Annotated in this window: 20 protein-coding genes and 2 riboswitches; of the genes, 6 read left to right on the top strand and 14 right to left on the bottom strand. The window is 29.4% G+C overall.

The genetic code is table 4. The annotated features are described in order from the left end of the window. Positions 1-27: 27 nt before the first annotated feature. Positions 28-1,662: an APC family permease gene (locus ESOMN_RS00340; protein WP_024863857.1), complete on the bottom strand. Its 1,635-nt coding sequence runs from the start codon at positions 1,660-1,662 to the stop codon at positions 28-30. A gap of 146 nt (positions 1,663-1,808) precedes the next feature. Continuing rightward, a riboswitch (TPP riboswitch) is annotated at positions 1,809-1,898 on the top strand. 44 nt (positions 1,899-1,942) lie between these two features. Here ESOMN_RS00340 and ESOMN_RS00335 point away from each other — a divergent pair. Next, complete coding sequence (locus tag ESOMN_RS00335) at positions 1,943-2,923, top strand: energy-coupled thiamine transporter ThiT (protein ID WP_024863858.1); 981 nt, start codon at positions 1,943-1,945, stop codon at positions 2,921-2,923. A 10-nt stretch (positions 2,924-2,933) separates the two neighbouring features. Here ESOMN_RS00335 and purB read toward each other — a convergent pair whose 3' ends face one another. The 3 genes from purB to mnmG all read right to left on the bottom strand — a co-directional run bounded on the left by purB (position 2,934) and on the right by mnmG (position 7,629). Continuing rightward, complete coding sequence (gene purB / locus ESOMN_RS00330; protein ID WP_024863859.1) at positions 2,934-4,244, bottom strand: adenylosuccinate lyase; 1,311 nt, start codon at positions 4,242-4,244, stop codon at positions 2,934-2,936. Next, on the bottom strand, positions 4,237-5,538 hold the full coding sequence (locus tag ESOMN_RS00325) for an adenylosuccinate synthase (protein WP_024863860.1): 1,302 nt from the start codon (positions 5,536-5,538) through the stop codon (positions 4,237-4,239). Before ESOMN_RS00325 ends, purB begins: the two co-directional genes overlap by 8 nt. 78 nt (positions 5,539-5,616) lie before the next feature. Next, positions 5,617-5,712: riboswitch (purine riboswitch) on the bottom strand. Positions 5,713-5,745: 33 nt separating this feature from the next. Then, positions 5,746-7,629 carry a tRNA uridine-5-carboxymethylaminomethyl(34) synthesis enzyme MnmG gene (gene mnmG, locus ESOMN_RS00320; protein WP_024863861.1) on the bottom strand — a complete coding sequence of 628 codons (1,884 nt, stop codon included), beginning with the start codon at positions 7,627-7,629 and terminating at the stop codon, positions 5,746-5,748. A gap of 135 nt (positions 7,630-7,764) precedes the next feature. Between mnmG and ESOMN_RS00315 the strand changes: the two genes are divergently transcribed. Continuing rightward, positions 7,765-8,265 carry an isochorismatase family protein gene (locus ESOMN_RS00315; protein WP_034942692.1) on the top strand — a complete coding sequence of 167 codons (501 nt, stop codon included), beginning with the start codon at positions 7,765-7,767 and terminating at the stop codon, positions 8,263-8,265. A gap of 94 nt (positions 8,266-8,359) precedes the next feature. Here the strand turns inward: ESOMN_RS00315 and ESOMN_RS00310 are convergent, their stop codons facing one another. The 8 genes from ESOMN_RS00310 to ESOMN_RS00280 all read right to left on the bottom strand — a co-directional run bounded on the left by ESOMN_RS00310 (position 8,360) and on the right by ESOMN_RS00280 (position 16,108). Further along, complete coding sequence (locus tag ESOMN_RS00310; RefSeq protein ID WP_100608747.1) at positions 8,360-10,369, bottom strand: lipoprotein; 2,010 nt, start codon at positions 10,367-10,369, stop codon at positions 8,360-8,362. A gap of 254 nt (positions 10,370-10,623) precedes the next feature. Next, positions 10,624-12,144 carry a methionine--tRNA ligase gene (gene metG, locus ESOMN_RS00305; RefSeq protein ID WP_024863684.1) on the bottom strand — a complete coding sequence of 507 codons (1,521 nt, stop codon included), beginning with the start codon at positions 12,142-12,144 and terminating at the stop codon, positions 10,624-10,626. A gap of 149 nt (positions 12,145-12,293) precedes the next feature. Next, positions 12,294-12,461: a transketolase-like TK C-terminal-containing protein gene (locus ESOMN_RS03805; protein WP_156920195.1), complete on the bottom strand. Its 168-nt coding sequence runs from the start codon at positions 12,459-12,461 to the stop codon at positions 12,294-12,296. A gap of 30 nt (positions 12,462-12,491) precedes the next feature. Continuing rightward, positions 12,492-12,743, bottom strand: a complete 252-nt coding sequence (locus ESOMN_RS00300; protein WP_024863683.1) for an arginine deiminase family protein — start codon at positions 12,741-12,743, stop codon at positions 12,492-12,494. 207 nt (positions 12,744-12,950) lie between these two features. Then, positions 12,951-13,556, bottom strand: a complete 606-nt coding sequence (locus tag ESOMN_RS00295; RefSeq protein WP_232673599.1) for a ribulose-phosphate 3-epimerase — start codon at positions 13,554-13,556, stop codon at positions 12,951-12,953. 37 nt (positions 13,557-13,593) lie between these two features. Next, positions 13,594-13,869 (bottom strand): hypothetical protein, encoded by a 276-nt coding sequence (locus ESOMN_RS00290; protein ID WP_024863681.1) that lies wholly within the window; start codon positions 13,867-13,869, stop codon positions 13,594-13,596. A gap of 23 nt (positions 13,870-13,892) precedes the next feature. Further along, positions 13,893-15,641 (bottom strand): PTS ascorbate transporter subunit IIC, encoded by a 1,749-nt coding sequence (locus ESOMN_RS00285; protein ID WP_024863680.1) that lies wholly within the window; start codon positions 15,639-15,641, stop codon positions 13,893-13,895. 20 nt (positions 15,642-15,661) lie between these two features. After that, a complete protein-coding gene (locus ESOMN_RS00280) occupies positions 15,662-16,108 on the bottom strand; it encodes a PTS sugar transporter subunit IIA (RefSeq protein WP_024863679.1) in 447 nt (148 codons plus the stop codon). A gap of 117 nt (positions 16,109-16,225) precedes the next feature. On the opposite strand from ESOMN_RS00280, the gene ESOMN_RS00275 reads away from it, so the two are divergent. Together ESOMN_RS00275 and ESOMN_RS00270 are read left to right on the top strand one after the other, a co-directional pair. Next, entirely contained in the window at positions 16,226-17,032 is an 807-nt protein-coding gene (locus tag ESOMN_RS00275; RefSeq protein WP_024863678.1) for a MurR/RpiR family transcriptional regulator, read from the top strand. A gap of 43 nt (positions 17,033-17,075) precedes the next feature. Then, entirely contained in the window at positions 17,076-17,588 is a 513-nt protein-coding gene (locus tag ESOMN_RS00270) for a GNAT family N-acetyltransferase (RefSeq protein ID WP_024863677.1), read from the top strand. A gap of 56 nt (positions 17,589-17,644) precedes the next feature. Here ESOMN_RS00270 and pth read toward each other — a convergent pair whose 3' ends face one another. Continuing rightward, positions 17,645-18,217, bottom strand: coding sequence for an aminoacyl-tRNA hydrolase (gene pth / locus ESOMN_RS00265; protein WP_024863676.1), 573 nt, complete (start codon positions 18,215-18,217; stop codon positions 17,645-17,647). Further along, positions 18,217-19,269 carry a ribose-phosphate diphosphokinase gene (locus ESOMN_RS00260; RefSeq protein ID WP_034942594.1) on the bottom strand — a complete coding sequence of 351 codons (1,053 nt, stop codon included), beginning with the start codon at positions 19,267-19,269 and terminating at the stop codon, positions 18,217-18,219. Before ESOMN_RS00260 ends, pth begins: the two co-directional genes overlap by 1 nt. A gap of 171 nt (positions 19,270-19,440) precedes the next feature. Here ESOMN_RS00260 and ESOMN_RS00255 point away from each other — a divergent pair, with 171 nt between their 5' ends. Together ESOMN_RS00255 and ESOMN_RS00250 are read left to right on the top strand one after the other, a co-directional pair. Next, complete coding sequence (locus ESOMN_RS00255) at positions 19,441-19,980, top strand: cob(I)yrinic acid a,c-diamide adenosyltransferase (protein WP_024863674.1); 540 nt, start codon at positions 19,441-19,443, stop codon at positions 19,978-19,980. Positions 19,981-20,169: 189 nt separating this feature from the next. Continuing rightward, complete coding sequence (locus tag ESOMN_RS00250) at positions 20,170-21,279, top strand: formate/nitrite transporter family protein (protein WP_024863673.1); 1,110 nt, start codon at positions 20,170-20,172, stop codon at positions 21,277-21,279. Positions 21,280-21,325 lie beyond the last annotated feature (46 nt).

Raw genomic sequence — 21,325 nt, 5'->3', positions numbered from 1 at the left:
AAAATATTAAATTAAAATTTTAATAAATTATCTCCGATTGCGAACCTTCAAAATTCTTTCTTCGTCAGTAATTTCACCGATAAATCCATTTTTAAATGGATTATTTTTAAATTTGTGTTCTTGGAATAAATAAATTCCTAAACAAATGATTAAAGTAACAAAAACCAAAATTAAGAATCACATTCCCTGTGAACCAATTCAAGATTCACCTCCATGAAGTACACCTGACGGCACCAAGAAACCAAAAAACGAACACCCTACAAAGAAGGCCATTAAAATAACTGAAGGAATCCCTACCCACAAGAATCCTTTCACTTGTTCGGTTTTAACTTTTTTAGTAAAACGATTAATTAATCCTGCTCCCAAAGTTGCAGTGATCATTAAAAATCCAAACGCTGATGCAGTTGATGACATTATTCCTACGTATAAAGTTAATCCATCATTAGTAAAACCTAAATATGCTTGATATTTTTGAGCATCTGTTCAGTTAGAATCGATAGTAACAGAACTTAAATGTGTTCAAGAATCATAATTTAAACCAATACCACCTTCAAGAGTGAAAGCTCCAATTAGAATAAACACAGAATATAAAACAATACTAAAAATAACTTGAATAAAAGCTGCTTTAGGGTATCCAATATTTCTATTTTTTGAATAAACTAGTTTTGCATTAGCATCTGATTCCATTCCTCTAGTACCAATCATTGTGAAAATATTAATCCCTTGTAAACAAATTAACATTAAACAAATATTTGAAATGATTCTAGCTGCGCTAATTGCCGTTTGATTATCAGTGACTCCGCCACTAAATACTCTTTCTAACAATTTTACGATTGATCCATCTTGTGAACCTAAAAATAATGAAACAGCCATTAAGACATAGAAAATAGCAATAAAAGCCATTCCAAAAATTAGTGATTTAGATAAAACTTCTTTATCTTTAATATCTCTTTGTTTGTTGGCAACATAAATGAAGCCATCAAAAGCAAATAACACACCACCAAAACCTCTAACAAATAAATCAGCACCAAACTTAGTACTTGATCATGCTTCAGTACCTTCGGTTGGTGAACCTGGGTAATTTCCATTATTTCACATTGCTCCAAGATCTGTTGAAACCATTGCAAAACCAGCAATTAAAGCAATAAATAAAGGTATGAATTTAAAAACTGTTGCATAGATTTGAATTTTATCAGCTCATTGTTTTTTATAAGCATTAATGATTGCAAAACCAATTAATAAAATGATTCCGACAACTAATAAAACCGAAACTTGAATACCAACACTAATTGGTTTTCCGATTGCTGCAAAAAAATAAGTTACAAACATTGCTGTAAAAATTGATTGCGCAGCCGGAACATATGCTACAAGATATAAAATTGAAAAAAATGATGCTACTTTTCTATTAATAAATAATTTAGCTCAGTTCCCAATTGTTCCATTTCCATGATTTTTTGTTGATGAAGCAATTTCAATAAAAACATAAACAGACATCATACAAACAATTCCAACTATTCCTCATAGAACAATTGAAATGATTGGATTCTGTGTATCGGTTAATAATGCTTTATTTTTTACATATATTCCAGAACCGATTACAGTTCCAATTACCATGATAAATAAAGCTAGAAATTCCATTTTTCTAGACTTATGTTTAAGCATAAAAGCTTATTTCCTCCTTGTTATTTTTTAAAAAATAACAAAATTATTATAACTTAATATAAATAGCATTATTTCATAAAAAGATGTCTTTTCACTCTAAAGTGTTCATTTTGAGATAAAAGTGCTAAAATAATCATGATTTTATAAAAAATTGACAGAGGTAGCGAAAGCTTGAGAAATACTCTTAGAACCTGATCTAGTTAATACTAGCGTAGGAAGTTCAATTAGTGATTTTTAGTGATTTTGTGTACTCTCTGTCTAAAATAGATAGGGAGTTTTTATGTGAAAAAATCATAAAGAAAAAATATTGTGCCTCACTGGCTATGTGATTGCTCAAAGTTTATTTATTAGCTTTTTGCTAATATTTAGTATTTGTGGGCAACAACAAATCAATAATTTGTTTAACAACAACTGAAGTGGAGAATATTTTGACAATTTAAAAACATTTTTCATTATGTTTACTGCTTTAGGAACGTTTTTTAATATTTTATTTATGGTAAGCACGCTAATTGCTAAAACAAAAGATTTTTATGACTACAAAATGCAATTTATGTTTTTGGCAATTTTTTCATTAAATATCATCTCTATCATTGCATTTATTTGTTTTTGAACAAATAATAAATCAATGCAAGAAAATAAAATCACAAGAAACGAACACACAAAATTATTATTAAACAACATCGGAATTCGCAAATGAAAAACTTACGACATCGCTTTAATTGGGGTGTTTTGTGGTTTGACAATTGCTTTAGCATATCTTGAAGAATTTTTACCTCACATGCCTAACGGTGGTGGTATTGCTTTAAAATATATGCCGTTAATTATGATTTCTTTCATTCATTCTTCGATTGCTGGAGCAGCAACAGGAGCGGTTAGTGCTTTAATGTCACTATTATTCATTCCTGGTTCAATGATAATTTCTCCATGGTCTTACATTTTAGATTATTTCTTACCAATGATGAGTCCTGCCATTTGTGGTTTATTAAGATTTAAGATAACTGGTGAAAAAAATTATTTAAGTTATTTAAATTTTGTAATTATGATTATCCTAACTTTTGGTTTAATTTATCTATGGCAAACAATTGGAGGATACTTTATTTGAGTTAAACTATATGGACCTTCATGAGGTGAATCTGGTTGAATTTATTCAATTGTTTACAATGCGATTCATGTTTGAATCTTTACGTACCCAATCGCGCAATTAGTGGTGCCCTCAATTATTAGAGGCCTTGCACCTTTTTACAAAAAAAATATACGATAAAAAGCGACAATTATTTGTCGCTTTTTATTTTAAAAACTTTTGTAAAAATTTTATGAGTTTGTCTTAAGAAAAATTGAACATCAAACAAATCATCTAATTCTTTATTGGTTAAAAATTTATTAATATTATTGTTTTTTAGAACTTCTTTAAAATCTGTTTTAGTTGCAAAGCATTGAGCTGTGCATTCTTGAATGAGATCATAAATTTCTTCTCTAGACACTGTTTGTTTTTTCATCAACACAAAAGTTAAAACTCTTTGTGAAAAATAAATATTGTTAGCTTCATTAATGTGATTTTGAATCTCTTCGCGATTAATATGTAAATTAATTAAAGTGTCATTCATTCTGCGAATTGAGTATACTAATGTATTAAAAATGTCAGGAAACATAATTCTCTCATTTGAAGAATGTGAAATATCTCTTTCATGTCAAAGGTTATTGTTTTCGAATGTCATGCCAACATAACTTCTAATATATCTTGCAAGTCCTGAAATGTTTTCAGAAGAAATAGGATTTTTTTTGTGAGGCATTGATGATGAACCTTTTTGGCCAGCTGAAAAACCTTCGCAAATTTCATTTACATCTGATCTTTGGAATAATCTTATTTCTGTAGCAATTTTTTCTAATGTTGAGGCAATATTAGCAATAACAGAAACCAAAAAAGCATGACGGTCTCTTTGAGTTACTTGGGTCGAAATATTATTTAAATTTAAAGAAAATTTTTGTGCCACATACTCTTCTATTTCTAATTCAAGATTTGCATAATTTCCCATTGAGCCAGAAACTTTAGCAACTTCTATTTGCTGAGAAGCTAGTTTATATCTTTCGATTTGGTTTGCAATTTCATCAAATCATAAAGCAAATTTCAAACCTAAACTAGTTGGTTCTCCATACATTCCATGAGTTCTGCCCATGATTAATGTTTTTTCATTTTCTAATGCTAGTTGTTTTAATGTTTTTTGAAAATTTAAAAGCTCATTTAAAACTATTTGATTAGATTTTTTAATCATAATATTTTGGGCAGTATCAACAACATCAGTTGAAGTAATACCTAAATGAATTCATTTAGCTTCTTTGCCGATTATTTCTGAAAGCATTCTTGTAAAAGCAACTACATCATGCTTTGTTTCTAATTCTATTTCTCTCATGCGCACCAAATCTACACTAGCACGTGATTGAATGCTAATTAAATCATCGTTAGGAACGATATTTAATTTATTTCAAGCTTCACAAATAGCAACTTCTACATTTAGTCATGTCTTATATTTATTTTCATCAGATCATATTTTAGAAATATCACTAACACTATATCTATTAATCATTAAATTCCTCTTTTATTAAAATTGTTTGAGTTCTATCTGGACCTACTGAAAATCCTAAAAATGGAGTGTTGGTAAACTCGACAATTGTTGTCAAATAATTCTTAGCATTTTGTGGTAAATCAGCAAATGACTTAACATTAGTAATATCTTCATTTCAACCAGGCAAAGTTTGGTAAATTGGTTGAATGCTTCTTAAATCTTGATCTGATGCTGGCATTGATTTCATTTCTTTTCCATTTAGTTTATAACCAACACAAATTTTAATTTCCTTTTCTTGATCTAAAACATCAAAAAGTGTTAAAAATAATTCATCAATTCCACCAACTCTAATTGCATACTTTAAAGCAACTAGGTCAAGTCAACCACAACGTCTAGGTCTACCTGTATTTGAACCGTATTCACGGCCACGTTCACGAATTCTATTTCCTGTTTCATCAAATAGTTCTGTTGGCATTCCTCCAGTTCCTACACGAGTGTTATAGGCTTTAACAACCCCCACAACTTTTTGGACTTCTTTAGCATGTATTCCTACACCTGTTGAAGCATTATTAGCAGTACAATTTGATGATGTTACAAATGGGTATGTTCCATGATCAATATCTAGAAGAACTCCTTGAGCACCTTCGAATAAAACATATTGCCCTTCTTGAATGGCGTTTGAAACCATTTCTCCAGAGTCAACTATTTGATTTTTGTATTTGTTATATATGGCTGTTACTTTGCTATAAATTTCATTAAATGAAAACGTTTCATTAGATTTATAAAGATCTCTAATCAAGCCATTATGGTGTTCAACATTTTCTTCCAAAATTGCCTTAAAGTTTGGTTGATTAAAATCACAAATTCTAATTCCATATCGAGAAGCTTTTGACATATAAGTTGGACCAATTCCACGTTTTGTAGTTCCGATTCTATTTTCTTTTCTTGCTTCTTCTTGCAGCTCGTCAATTTTACAATGATAATCAAAAATTACATGAGCGCGATCAGAAATAAATAGATTATCTATTTTAATACCATCATTTTTTAAGCGAGTTAACTCAGTGTCAAGTTTTTCTAAATTAACCACTGTTCCATTACCAATTACATTTTTAACTTTTGGACTAAAAATTCCCGAAGGCACAATTGTAACTTTATGGCGCTTACCATTAAATTCAATCATGTGACCCGCATTATCTCCACCTGCAAATCTAACAACCATATCTGCTTTCTGCGCAAAATAATCAGTGATTTTCCCTTTACCTTCATCCCCTCATTGAGTACCAACAACAACTAATGATTTATAGGCTTTTTTCATATTTTCCTTTCTTAAAGAAAACTATAAGTTCTATAGAAATAAAAAACTAGCATTTAAAAACAACGAAAACTCGTAACTAATGCTAGTTAAACAACCCATAATCTAACATAAGGTGTTAGGTAGAGACTCCTCCCCAATATGGAGGATTATATAAGTTTTCTTTATTTAATTACTAATTAATTATAAACAAAAAATAGCCTATAATGGCTATTTTTGTTCATTAGCATAATTCGCTTTTAAATAAAATAATAACATTTGAATATCTGCTGGATTGACACCAGTTATTCTAGATGCTTGACCAATATTTAACGGTCTGATTTTCAACAATTTTTGGCGAGCTTCAGTAGCAAGATTTTCCACTTTAGAATAATCAATATCAATAGGTATTTGTTTTTTTTCAAGTTTTGCTAATTTAGCTACTAACTCTTTTTCCTTTTTAACATAGCCTTCAAATCTTGCATTAATAACTACTGATTGAAGTTCATTAACGCGCAATTCTTTCATGCTTGGCACAAACGCAATTAAATCATTAGGATCTACAATTGGCATTTTAATTAGTTCCATTCCTGAATAACCACGATTAATTTCTACGCCATGATTCGATAGAACTTTTGCTAAATCTGATTTGGGAGTAAATCTAATTTCATTTAAATCATTAATTACTTGATTCATTTTAACGATAGCTTCTTGATATTCATTTCATTCTTGTTTTTTGACCAAACCAATTTGATAACCATAGTGTTTTAACCTTTCTTCTGCATTATCATTTCTCAATAATAATCGGTGTTCTGCTCTACTTGTTAATAAACGATATGGTTCTCAAACACCTTTGTTAATTAAATCATCAATCAAAACCCCAAGATAAGCTTCATCTCTTCTTAAAATTAAAGGTTCCTCTTGATTTACATATTTAACAGCATTAATTCCTGCAATTAATCCTTGACCGGCAGCTTCTTCATATCCACTAGTTCCATTGATTTGTCCTGCCAAAAATAAACCGTGGACTTTTTTTAATTCTAAGCTTGGCTTCAATTGCATTGGATCAATGCAATCATATTCAATTGCATAAGATCAGTGTTTCACTCTCATGTTTTTAAATCCAGGAAGACTACGCAACATTTGTTCTTGAACGTCAATCGGCATGGAAGTTGAAAAACCTTGGATATATCACGTATCTAGTTCATTTGATTCAGGTTCAATAAAAATTTGGTGGTTTGCCTTATCAGGGAAGCGCACAATTTTGTCTTCAAACGAAGGACAATACCTTGGGCCTACTGAATCAACTGTTCCTGAATACATTGCTGATTTAATTAAATTATCTTCAATAATTTTTTTGGTTTCATCAGTTGTATGAATTAAATAGCACAATTCTTGATCTGCTACTGGTGTAAATTTTTTAGTTGAAAAACTAAAAGCTAATTGAGCATCAGTTCCTGGCTCTTTAGTAGCTTGAGATAAGTCAACTGAATCTTTAAAAATTCTTGCTGGCGTTCCGGTTTTAAATCTTAATAAATCAATTCCAAAACGTTTTAGTGCGCTCGAGATTCCACTTGTAGTGATTTCATCATTGGGACCCGATTTAAAACGTTCAACCCCTTGTAAGATTTCTGATTTTAAATATGTACCAGTAGTCAGAACAATTGTCTTAGCACTAATGATTGTTCCATCACTTAATCCTAAACCGGTTATGTTGTTATTATCGTCAACAAAAATATCAGATGCTGCACCAACAATCAAATCTAAATTTTCTTGATTATTAATTTTGTCTAACATATATTGAGCATATTTAACTTTATCTGACTGAACACGTAAAGCTCAAACACCTGGCCCACGTGATGAATTTAATAGTTTAGTTTGTAAGGCAGTTGCATCTGCTGCTTTAGCCATTTCTCCACCAAGAGCATCAATTTCACGAACAACAATACCTTTAGCAGGTCCTCCAATTGAAGGATTACAAGGCATTGCTGCAATACGATCTTTGTACAAATTGATTAATCCTGTTTTTTTACCTAAACGAGCAGAAGCTAAAGCAGCTTCAACTCCAGCATGTCCTCCACCAACAACTAAAACATCATAGTTTTTGTTTTGCATAGTATATTCCTCTTAAATTTTAATAGTAATATCTTTGACATATTCCATAAGTGTTTTGTTATTAATTCTTTGACAATTCTTAACAAACTAATTATAAACAAAAAATATATTTATAATAAAATAAAAGGGGTTTCCATGAAAGAAGTTTTACTAATAGTTGATTATCAATATGACTTTGCAAATCCTAAAGGAACTTTATATGTTCAAGGAGCAGATCAAATTGGTTCATACATCGAGCAATTAATTAAAAAGTTTCAGAAAGAAAACAAATTAATTGTTGGTTCTAAAGATTGGCATCCAATTGATCATTATTCATTTGCACAGTGAGGTCCTCATTGTATTCAAAATTCACTTGGAGCTGAATTACTTTATGATGCAAAAATTTTAGATAAATTAATAATTAAGGGTGAAAATCAAAACCTTGAAAGCTACTCAGCATTTTATGATGAACAAGATAACTCTAATGGTTTACACGAATGATTACAAAAACAAAATATTGAACAAATTTATCTTGTTGGTGTAGCAACAGATGTATGTGTTGGCAATACATTGAATGATGCCCTTAAATTAGGTTATAAAGTTAAATTGGATTTAAATGGTTGCGCAGGAATTACAAATGTTATTAAATTTAAGTAAAAATAAATTGCCAAATGATAATTTAAAATTTTAAAAACCCATTCTTAGTCAGAATGGGTTATGAATTAATTTGTAAAATTTAAAATGTTTTTAACTATTTATTTGTATCGCCTAAAATATATGTAACTTCAAATGAAGCTTCACCGCTAACTGTGTAACCTTTTGCTGGTGTGATTGTTACAGTTAAACTTGTGTTTGCTTCTTTTGCTACTGCTGTAAGGGTTGCATTTTCAACTTTTAATTCATTAACAATTTTAATTGCGGCTGCTTCATCTACAACGGGATCTTTAAGCGCTGCTTTAACTTGAGTTTGAACTGCTGCTGAGTCAACTTCTTTTACTTCTGGTGTTTCAATTGTGTAACTAACTTCAAATGAAGCTTCACCGCTAACTGTATAACCTTCTGCTGGATTGATTGTTACAGTTAAACTTGTGTTTGCTTCTTTTGCTACTGCTGTAAGGGTTGCGTTTTCAACTGATAAATCAGTAACAATTTTAATTGCAGTTGCTTCATCTGCAACGGGATCTTTAAGCGCTGCTTTAACTTGAGTTTGAACTGCTGCTGAGTCAACTTCTTTTACTTCTGGTGTTTCAATTGTGTAACTAACTTCAAATGAAGCTTCACCGCTAACTGTATAACCTTCTGCTGGATTGATTGTTACAGTTAAACTTGTGTTTGCTTCTTTTGCTACTGCTGTAAGGGTTGCGTTTTCAACTGATAAATCAGTAACAATTTTAATTGCAGTTGCTTCATCTGCAACGGGATTTTTAAGTGCTGCGTTAACTTGAGTTTGAACTGCTGTTGAGTCAACTTCTTTTACTTCTGGTGTTTCAATTGTGTAACTAACTTCAAATGAAGCTTCACCGCTAACTGTATAACCTTCTGTTGGATTGATTGTTACAGTTAAACTTGTGTTTGCTTCTTTTGCTACTGCTGTAAGGGTTGCGTTTTCAACTGATAAATCAGTAACAATTTTAATTGCAGTTGCTTCATCTACAACGGGATTTTTAAGTGCTGCGTTAACTTGAGTTTGAACTGCTGTTGAGTCAACTTCTTTTACTTCTGGTGTTTCAATTGTGTAACTAACTTCAAATGAAGCTTCACCGCTAACTGTATAACCTTCTGCTGGATTGATTGTTACAGTTAAACTTGTGTTTGCTTCTTTTGCTACTGCTGCAAGGGTTGCGTTTTCAACTTTTAATTCATTAACAATTTTAATTGCGGCTGCTTCATCTACAACGGGATTTTTAAGTGCTGCGTTAACTTGAGTTTGAACAGCTGTTGAGTCAACTTCTTTTACTTCTGGTGTTTCAATTGTGTAACTAACTTCAAATGAAGCTTCACCGCTAACTGTAAAACCTTCTGCTGGATTGATTGTTACAGTTAAACTTGTGTTTGCTTCTTTTGCTACTGCTGTAAGGGTTGCGTTTTCAACTGATAAATCAGTAACAATTTTAATTGCAGTTGCTTCATCTGCAACGGGATCTTTAAGCGCTGCTTTAACTTGAGTTTGAACTGCTGCTGAGTCAACTTCTTTTACTTCTGGTGTTTCAATTGTGTAACTAACTTCAAATGAAGCTTCACCGCTAACTGTATAACCTTCTGCTGGATTGATTGTTACAGTTAAACTTGTGTTTGCTTCTTTTGCTACTGCTGCAAGGGTTGCGTTTTCAACTTTTAATTCATTAACAATTTTAATTGCGGCTGCTTCATCTACAACGGGATCTTTAAGCGCTGCTTTAACTTGAGTTTGAACTGCTGCTGAGTCAACTTCTTTTACTTCTGGTGTTTCAATTGTGTAACTAACTTCAAATGAAGCTTCACCGCTAACTGTATAACCTTCTGCTGGATTGATTGTTACAGTTAAACTTGTGTTTGCTTCTTTTGCTACTGCTGTAAGGGTTGCGTTTTCAACTGATAAATCAGTAACAATTTTAATTGCAGTTGCTTCATCTGCAACGGGATTTTTAAGTGCTGCGTTAACTTGAGTTTGAACTGCTGCTGAGTCAACTTCTTTTACATCTTTATCTCCACAAGCAACAACTGTTGCTCCGGCTATTGCTGTTAATCCTAATGTTGCCAATAAACTTAATAATCTTTTCATTTAATCTCCTATAAATATATTTAAAATGGCAAAAATTTGCAAATACATGCTTTGCAAATACATGCTATTTGTATTTTATTAAAAAAAAAAAAAAAACAACCTTTGGGGTTATTTTTGAAAAAATGTTATTAAAATAATTGTTTTTAAAAATTTAAACATGTTACTTTAAAAACAATTTTATTGTTAATAATATTAAGACATTATTAGTTATTTTTTTTATATTATTTAGAATATTCAATAAAACAATCCACTTTCTATTTTATTCTTTGGAATAAAACTTTTTTATTTCCAAGTTTTTTAGGTTTAATATTTTCAAAGGTTTTAATATTTTCAAAGTTCAATTTAATTCCAGTTAATCCTGATTGTTCAATCATTTCTTCATATGTATTAACCAAAATAGGTTTAACTAAAAAAGAAATAATTCCAATTGTACGTTGCAAAGTAACCATAACTTTTTCTAACTTTTGAATTTTATTTTCTTTTTCTAAATTTCAAGGAGCATTCTCTTCTATGTATTTATTGGCCTGTGCACCTAAATCCAAAACAACTCTCATGGCTTCACTGATTTTATATTGGTCCATTAATTTTGTGTACTTGTCGATGGCCTGTGCACCTAAATTAATTAACTCTAAATCAACATTTTGCATATTTTGTAATTGTCCATTAAAATATTTGGTAATCATATTATTAACGCGAGAAATTAAATTCCCAAGATTATTTGCTAAATGAGCATTAAAAGATTCTTTAAATAATTCAATTGTGAAATTTCCGTCTTTATCCGTTGGCAATTCATTGGCAATATAAAATCTCAACCCATCTGCACCGAATTCATCTATTAAATCTAAAGGATTAATAACATTTCCTAAAGATTTTGACATTTTAGTATTTTTAGAAAGAATCCACCCATGTCCTAGTAAGTGAGTCGGCATTCTCAAATTTAAAGCTTTCAAAATAATTGGTCAATAAATTGAATGAAATCTAATAATTTCTTTTCCTGCCAGTTGTAATATTTCTGTGTCTTCACTTCAAAATTTTTTAAACAAGGAATCATCTTCTTGTAAATAACCTAGACCTGTAATGTAATTTGATAAGGCATCTAATCACACATAAATAACATGACGATTATCCTCTAAAATTGGAATACCTCAATTAAAGGAAATTCTAGTAACAGATAAATCTTTTAATCCTGGTTCAATAAAGTTTTTTAACATTTCATTGCGACGATATTCAGGAATTAAAAAATCACTTTGCAATAATTTTGTTTCGAACTCTTCAAACATTGAAGTTTTTAAAAAATAAGTATCTTCTTTAACAAGTTCAGGTTTATTTTTAGAAATAATACATAACCCTTCTGAATCAATTTGTTCAGGTGTTAAAAACTCTTCACAAGAAACACAATATAAGCCTTCATAATTTCCTTTATAAACGAAACCTTCTTGTAACAATTTTGAAAAAATTTTTTGGACAGTTTTTTCATGATAATCATCTGTTGTGCGAATAAACTTATCATAATTTATATTTAGTTTTTTTCACAAGTACTTAAAGGCGTTTACTTTTGGTTCTAAATAATCTAAAGGAGTAAGATTTTCTTCTTGAGCTTTTTTTTCAATCTTTTGACCATGCTCATCTGAGCCTGTCAAAAAGAATGTTTCATATCCTTGCATCTCTTTATATCTTTTTAAAATGTCTGCTAGTGTAGTTGTGTAAGCGTGCCCAATATGTAGATCACCGCTTGGGTAATAAATGGGTGTAGTTACATAAAATGTTTTTGGCATATATGATACCTCTTTCGTTAACTAAAATTTTATCATACGATTTTAAATCCTAAAATAATGTTTAGACATAAAACAATAAAGTAATCAGAATTACTAATTTAAAAAATGATTTTCGTTTTGTTAGAACCGAAAATCATTTTTTATTTATTTTAAATATTTAAATATTCTTTTGTTTTATTAACAATACTATCAATGTTGAATTCAAATTCATTTAATAGTTTTTGACCAATTTCTGATTTACCATATTTATCAACCGCTATTATCAAAACTTTTTTACCCGCAAATTTATGTCATCCAAAAGAACTAGAGGTTTCCACTATGACAATGTTCTCTTGATTTAGGTAAATCTAAAAAAACAATTTTTTATATGTTTCTTCTTTGAATAATCTTTTAGCAATTTTTTTAATTACTTTTATGTTAGTACGTTGCGAAACCTCAATTATCAAGGTTTCTTTATTCAAGATAAGAATGTCTTTACATTCAACATGAGCATTTTTGCAAATTCTTTCGTAAAAGTATGTAACTCCTTCGAATCTACTATTGTGTTTAAAAACAAAATCAGTAAATAAAGTTTCTCTGTTTCTTGTTACAAATGACATGTGATTTATTGCAATCTCATTTCCAAGTGAAGCAAATAGATCACATTAAAATAAAACGTTTGGTAGTGGATCATCTATAAATTGGATAACTATCTTTTGTATTTTTAATTCCCAACTCAATTTTTTTAGTTCCTGCAATTATTTTAATAACAATGTTGAAATTTTTTATTTTTATTTTTTCTCATATTTGTAATTAAATTGTTCGGTTTATTTGCTGAAAATTTTTTTGATTGTTTTTGAATAATCTTTTTCACTAAACAACAAAGAACCAACAACTATTAAATCAATTTCATTTTGAATTAATTTTTTAATGTTGTCCCATCTAACACCGCCATCAACTTGAATTTTTATGTTAGGGAAATTTAATGAGCAAAATTGTTTAACTTCTTTTAATGTTTTTCAAGATGATTCTTCAAATTTTTGACCTGTAAAACCTGGTTTTATTGTCATTATAGTAATTAAGTCAATATCTTCGAGATAAGGTTTGATGTCATCTATGGAATTGTTTAGATCCATGCCTAAACCAACTTTACAATTCATATCTTTAATTTTTTTTATCAAATTTTTAAATCCAAATCTTTGTTTTGAATTTAAATGAAAAGTTATATAGTCAGCATTTTTTAATTGAACTAATTTATCTTCTAAATCATTAGCCATTACATGAGCGTCGATTATAATTTCTGGAAAATGTTTTTTAATATCATCCAATTGTTTAGGGGCGAGTCCGTAATTCGGAACAAAATGTCCGTCCATAATATCAAAATGCAATCAGTCAATTCCAGCTTTTTTTAAATCATTTATTTCATTAATCATACTTACTGTGTCGCAAGTAAAAATTGATGGGGTAATTTTAGGCATAATTATTTATAAAGTTTTCAATTTTTTCTTTTAATTCATCTTTATCAAAAAGATTATTTAGAACGATTTTATTTGAGTGATTGATTGCGTCTTCTAAATCTTTACCACAAACAACTGCAGATATAGATGAATCATTTGGATCAAACGAATTCAAATTAGTATGTCCAATCTCTATATCAGCACCGATTTCATCTACCGCATCTTTCATATTCATTTCAATAACTAATGATGAGCCCAAACCTTGGCCACAAACTGCTATAATTTTCATATCTTCTTTCCTTTTCTAAATTTTTATATTTCTTTTGAACTTTTTATTTCAGTAATTTGTTTTTCTAATTCTCTGTCATTTTTTTTGTATTGTTTATCATATTCCGTTCGTAATTTAGTAAATTCTTCTTTAATGATTTTTTTATCAAGATTTTTGCTCTTAATTTCTTCTAAAGAATTTTTATAAACAATTTTTTCTTGTTTTAGTTTTATTGCAAAATTTTTTCTTGTTTCTTGAACTGATAAATAAGTATTTTTGTATTGTTCATTTCTTTTCATTTTTAACTTATGAATTAATAAACCTATTAGTGGGATCATCATTCAAGCCACTAAAGTAATTCCTAATAATGAATATTGGCCACCCATATATTTAATAATAACTCATGGAATAATACCTAAAATAAAATCAGCATCTCCTCAAACTATTGATTGTTGAGAAATTTCTGGTTGAATCATTTCTAATCCAATAAATATTCAAGGCACCATAGAAATTAGAAAACCATTAACAAATGCTCCTATTCAGCAACCTAAAATACCACCTTTTGCATTTCCAAAAATTCCTGATGTTGCACCTGTGAAAAAATGAGGAATTATTGACGGGATGATGATGGCTGCTCAAGTAGATGCATTAACACCACTTCCAATAGCAGATGAAACCCCTATGTTCATTCCAAACGCTATAAAACCACCAATTGTTGAAGCTATAAATCCCATAATTACTGCATTAGGGGCAAATGGAAATACAACAGGACAATCTATTCCTGGTTTTGCATCCTTAACTAATTTATCTGAAATTCCTTTAAATGCTGGAGTTATTTCAGCAATAAACATTCTAACTCCGATTAATAAAACTTCCACACCTGCAGCAAATGTAAATGCTTGAATTAATCCTTGAACAAAAATTGAATCATTGACACCAATTATTTCTGCATCAATCATTGCTTGATCACCTTTTACTCCTCAAGCTGTGAAATAAACAAACATAAATAAAATTAACATTGTTAAAGCAATTGAAACATTAGTGTTTCTTAAGAAATTTAAACCCTTTGGAAAATTCACTTCTTCTGTTGAACGAATTTTTCCTTTTCTTGCTTTATATACTGCTTCACCAATGTATCCACTTAAAGCATAAGTTAAAGATCCCGTATGAGCCATTGCTAATTTATTGCCTTTAGTAATTACTTGCATATGTCTATTTAATATTGCCGGAGATATTACCATTCACATTGAAGCTAGCATACCCCCAATAATAACAACTAATCACATGTCACCTTTATCAATGCCAGCAACAGCCATGATAGAAGCAATCATTGTTGAAAAATATCACGCTGAATGACCAGTTAAGTAAACGAATTTTAAATGAGAAATTCTTGCCATAACTAAATTAAGCAACATTCCAACAATTAAAATTAATGAACCTGCTGAGGCAATTCATTGTATTTGTGCATTTGAAATTATTAATCCCGGTATTACGTCATTGTTCGCAACAAAGCCATCTCTTGAAAATAATAATGTAAATGCAGCTCCGAATTTACCGATTGATCCTGAAATAATTCCAGCACCTCCACCAATAATTAAGAAACCGATAATTGTTTTAAAAACCGATGTAATTATTTCTGTTATCTTTTTTCTTTGAATGAAGCAACCGATTAAAGCAAAAAGCCCTATTAAAATTGCTGGTGTTCCAAAGAAACCTGAAAAGAAATTAATTAAATAGTCTGTAAAATCTCTGCCGGTACTTTGGGCAAGAGAAAAAGCAACTGTGTCTAACATAATGTTTTTTCCTTTTCTTTTTATTTTTTAAAATACTTGTTTGTTAAATTTATAATATCTTCATACTTTTTGACATTGTAAAATTCTTTATAAAAATTATTGTTTCCAAATGTCATAGATAACTCTCTTAAAATATTTAAATGAGAATTCCCATCAACTGCACTAAGTATAAACAAAAATTTTACTTGACCCGTTCCATCTTTTTTAAATGCAACTGGCTTGTTTAAATATAGTAAGCTAATACCATTTTTAATTGCTGATCCGTCAGGTGATATATGACCTAATGCTAAGTCGTCCACCATTATGTAATAAGGTCCTAAACGCTCGGTTTCAGAAATTAATTTAGGAATAAAATTTTTGTTAATCATTTTATTCTCCAATAAGGGGGTACAAGCCAAATTTATTGCATCTTTTCAATCATTTACTTCATTAACAAATTTAACGAAATTTTTCTTAAAAATTTCCAAATAAAACCTCCTCGGAATCGTTGTTCCTTATTTTAGTGTAGAATAATTTCTAAATAAGTTAATTATTTTCTAAAATTTTTCTAAAAAGGAAAATAATTTTCTAAAGGGGTAAATAATATGTATACATTGTTGGATGGATTTGAGGACAATATTTCATTAGGCGATAAAAACTTGATTACGGCGATAAATAAAGAACCCGAATCTTTTGTTAATCTTTCTATTGTTGAATTTAGTAAGCGAATCAATGCAGCTAATTCAACTGTTAGTAAATTTGTTAGACGTTTAGGTTTTGAAAATTACAGAGATTTTCAAAACTATATATCAAAAAATTTTTATGTTAAAGAAGAAAATCATTTTTATTCTTCGGTTAAAGAAGAAACCAAAGACATTATAACTATTAAAAATTATGACTTTTATGCCATAAATGAGACAGCAAGAAAAATTGATACAAAAGAAACTTTAAAATTTGTTAAAGATATTCTTAACTCTAAAAAAATTTGATGCATAGGCATGGGAAATAGTTACTTAGCAGCAAAAGATTTGAGCACTAGTTTGAATGGTTTAGGACTAGTGTCTTTTAGTACCAACGATATTTTTGGTCAAATATCAAGATTAAAACTTTTAAATAAAGATGATGTTTTAATATTTTTTTCCGAACGTTTTAGTCAAAAGGAATATTTTAGACTTATAAATATGGCGGAAAAATTAGGAACCAAAATTGCAATAATAACAGCTGTTAATAATTTCTTTGTAAAAACCAAAGTTGATCATATAATAAATTTTTTTGCATTTCCAAGATCGAATAGACCGGACCTTGTTAAAAATACTAAAATACAACAAATTTTTGTTAACAATTTCATAACCTCTCTTGTTATTAAACAACAAAATGAAATAATGCCAAACAAGATAGAAGTTGAGTGATAGAATTTATTAAAACTAAGTGGAATTAGATTCAAAAAGGAGCTTTATGGAAATTAAATTAATTAAACCTTTAAAGATACATACAGAACAAATTTCAAAAATGATTGAAGATTTTAAATTTATAGATAATGTCGAAAATGGTATAAGTGGTTCTTCTAAAGTTTTGGCATACCCCAACATTGCTGATTGAATTAAATTTGTTAACACTGAGGTACCCAAGAATGGAATGTCTCCTTTTAAGCAATACATTGCCATAAACGAAAATAATGATGTTGTTGGGTTTATAAATTTAAGATTAGAACTAAACGAATATTTATTTAATTTTGGTGGGCACATCGGTTATGCGATAAGTCCTCAACAACGTAATAAAGGTTATGCTACTGAGATGCTTAAACAAGGTTTGAAAAAAATTAAAGCACTAGGTATTAATGATGTTTTGATAACTTGTCTTGAAAATAATCAAGCCTCTGAAAAAGTAATTTTAAATAATGGTGGTGTTTATGAAAACTCTTTAAAAGAAAATGAGAATATTTTTAAAAGATTTTGAATTAAATTGTAATTTTATTTAAGAAAAAAATCACAGATTTTAAACTGTGATTTTTTATGGTCAAAAATTTACTTGTATAAAATATTATATTTGCTCATGATTTTATTAAAGCTTTCACCCTTAGTTCAATCATCAATAAAGTCTAATGACAAAGCAAATGCTTGCTTTAAGTTTTCAATTTCAATTTTAGACATTTTTGATAAAACCCAATCTACAATCGTTCAATTTTCTAAAGGTACGCCAATTCCAATGCGCAACCTTTTAAAATCTTCTCCATTTAAATATTGAATTTCACTTTTAATTCCATTATGTCCCGCAGCTGATCCTTGAAATTTAAATTGAATTTTACCAATTGGAAAATCCTTATCATCGTGAATAATAATTAAATCATTTTTATTGATTTTATAATATTCCATAAGTGCTCTTGTAGCAACTCCTGAATTATTCATAAAAGTTAATGGTTTAGCTAACAAAACTTTTTCACCATTAATTTGTGTAAAATAAATGTCTGCTTGATGCTCTTCTTTATGTTGAGTAAAACCATATTTATCTAATAACATGTCAATAGCAATCCACCCAGCGTTATGACGAGTTGTTGCATACTCTTTACCGGGATTGCCTAAACCTACTATTAATTTCATTATTTATTTTCTTTTAAAAATTTTTCAACTTGATTTAAAATATTAACTTTAAAATCATTGTAAACATCAGTTAGTGAACAATTATGAACAGAAGCATCAATCATGTCTGCCAGTAAGTGGGCAATTGAAATAATTTTTAGACCTTCAAATTTTTTGCTTTCAGGAATTTCAATAGTGTTAGTAACAACAACTTGTTTAACTCAATTGTTTTTGATTGCTTCTTCCATTCTTTGTTTTGCTGGTCCGTTAAATAATCCATGACAAGCAAAAATGTAAACATCAGTAGCTCCATTTTCTTTTAAAGCTTTTGCAGCATTAATGATGGTTCCTCCACTATCAATCATGTCATCAATAATAAAGCAGGTTTTTCCTTTTATATCTCCAAGCACAAATTCTACTTCGGCTTTATTTGGTTCTGGACGTCTTTTAGCAATAACTGCAATTCCATTAGTCATAGCACCTGTATAAGAATCTACTTTATGAACTCTAGTTAAACCACCGTGATCAGGAGAAACTAAAATGCAGTTTTTGTAATCAATTTTTTTCTCCATAATAGTTTTAATAATTTCTTCAGCTAAAGTTTGCGATGTTTGAAAGTTATCCATTGGAATATCAAAGAACCCCATCGATTGTTGCGAATGGATGTCAATAGTAATTACTCTATCAGCTCCTGCTTTAGTAATTAAATCCGCAACTAACTTAGCAGTGATTGGTTGACGACCTTTTGCTTTACGATCTTGACGTGCATATCCAAAATAAGGGATCACAACATTAATTTTAGAAGCCGATCCACGTTTGAAAGCATCAATTGCAATTAATAATTCCATTAAATTTTCATTAACTGGTTGAGTTGTTGATTGAATTACATAAATTTCTCTTCCGCGCACACTGTCTAATGATTCGACTAAAATTTCTCCATCCATAAAACGAATTGTTTTCACTTGTTTTGGTTTGATTTTTAAAATTTCGCAGACCTCGTTTGCTAAATCCTGACTAGCACTTAATCCAAAAATATTGATTTCTTCGTTATTTTCTTCGTTATGTTTTATCATACTCATTTATTTTATTTCCTCACAATAAAATAATAGCAAATATTCACTGCTTCTAAAGTGGTATTTAGGTTAATAAACAATAATGTTACAGTTTTTTGAAACTATTGTTAAGACATTAAAGTTTTTTATCTATTTTTTGATTAAAATCTAAATAAGATGACGGGGGTAACAATGAAAAAAGAAGGTTATATTCATATTTATTACGGAACTGGTAAAGGTAAAACATCGGCTTTAAACGGAATGGCGATTCGAGCATTGGGTAATGATTGAAAAGTTAAATATTTGCGCTTTTTAAAAAATCGCATCACTGGTGAGTTAACATATTTCACGAAACATCAAGACCCAAATTTTACAGTTAAATCTTTTTATTCTTCAAGCCAAAAATTTATTTGAGAAATGAATGATCAAGAACGTGAAGTTTTTAAAAAAGAAATGTTATTAGGAATTGAAGAATTAAAAGCAGATTTGCAAGATTCTACAATTGATTTATTAATTTGTGATGAATTATTAGATTGTGTTATTAATAAATTTATTACTGAAGAAGAATTAATAGAAATTATTAAAACTAAAAACCCTCACACTGAACTAGCAATTTCAGGACATTATATTTCTGATGCTTGAATTGCAATAGCCGATTTAGTTAGTGAAGTAAAACCAATTAAACACTATTTCGATCAAGGTGTAATGGCTCGTAAAGGAATCGAGTGATAAAATATTATTTTGAAATTAAAAAAACAAATATCTTTCGGTTTTCTTGAATATGAAAATTAAAGATAATATAATGAAAAAAGTTTATATCAAGTAGATGAAAACAAAAGAATTTCACGCTCAATAAATAAAAGTTTTATGCGAAAAGTATAAAACTTTTATTTATTGATTGTGTTGTTGATGAAAGGACAAATGAAATTTAAAACTAAAAACACGATTGCTTTTAAACGTGTAACTAAAAATACTTCAACAGAAGAAATGATTTCTGAAATAAAAGAACTTGAAGAGGTAGATTATTCACCTTTATATAATAAAAACCTTCCTTATCATAATTATGGTTACATCCATACCTTTAGAGTTATTTCTGATGGTTTAAGATTAACCACTTTAAAACAATTTGTTGCCGGTCTTTTGGCGGGAATATGAATTGGTTTAGCTTATACTGCTGTTTCTTATGCAACATATACAATTAAAAATGATTCAGTTGTTAAATTATTAACTGGAGCATTATTTGCTGGTGTAATTTTAATGATCGGATTTCTTGGAGGAGGATTCCTAACAGCTCATATGTGATACAACAGAGCAATGTTTAAAAAGATTGAGCGTTGAACTGTTTTCTTAAAAGCATGTGGATTAGTTTATCTAGGAAACATTGCGGGCATTACAATTTTTGTTTCAATATTATACCTATCTAACGGATTTACGGCAGGACATGGTTTATTAATGTCTAAAGTTTATGAAAACTTTGGTTTACATAAACTTTATATTCTTGGTGATAAATTAGGAGCCAAAGAAGCAATTTTAGTTAAAGATGTTTTCAAATCAATGGGATTAGTTTTTGCAAGTGCAATTTTATGTAACTTCTTGATTTGTTTAGCAACACAAGGAGCTAAATCAACAAAAGGAAATGCTGGAGCATCAATGATTATGTATTTATGTGTTCTATTTTATTTTGCAATTGGTGGTTACCAACATTCAGTTGCTAATTGATATGGAGCAATTGTTTTAATTGTGATGGCAATTGATGGAAACCCAATTTTATTAGAAGGTGGTCAGGCATTTAATGCTGCTAGTGGAGGATGATTTATTCTTGTAAATATTATTCCTGCAGTTTTAGGGAACTTCCTTGGTGGTTTAATAATCGGAATTGTAATGAGTTGATTTAATAAAGATTTTGATGATTTATTATTGAAAGAAGCTAGAATTAAACATTTGAAAGAATACATTGAAGAACGTACAGGAATTAAACATTTAACAAAAATTAATGACGTTAAAAATGAAATTAAGGATCATGATAAATAATTATTAAACTATTTAAAAATAAAAACTCCCGTTTAATTGACAGGAG

Origin of the sequence: Williamsoniiplasma somnilux (genome assembly GCF_002804005.1) — a bacterium.
GTDB classification, from domain to species: domain Bacteria; phylum Bacillota_I; class Bacilli_A; order Mycoplasmatales; family Mycoplasmataceae; genus Williamsoniiplasma; species Williamsoniiplasma somnilux.
The sequence above is the reverse complement of the archived record's forward strand: the minus strand, read 5'-3'. Positions and strand labels throughout refer to the sequence as shown.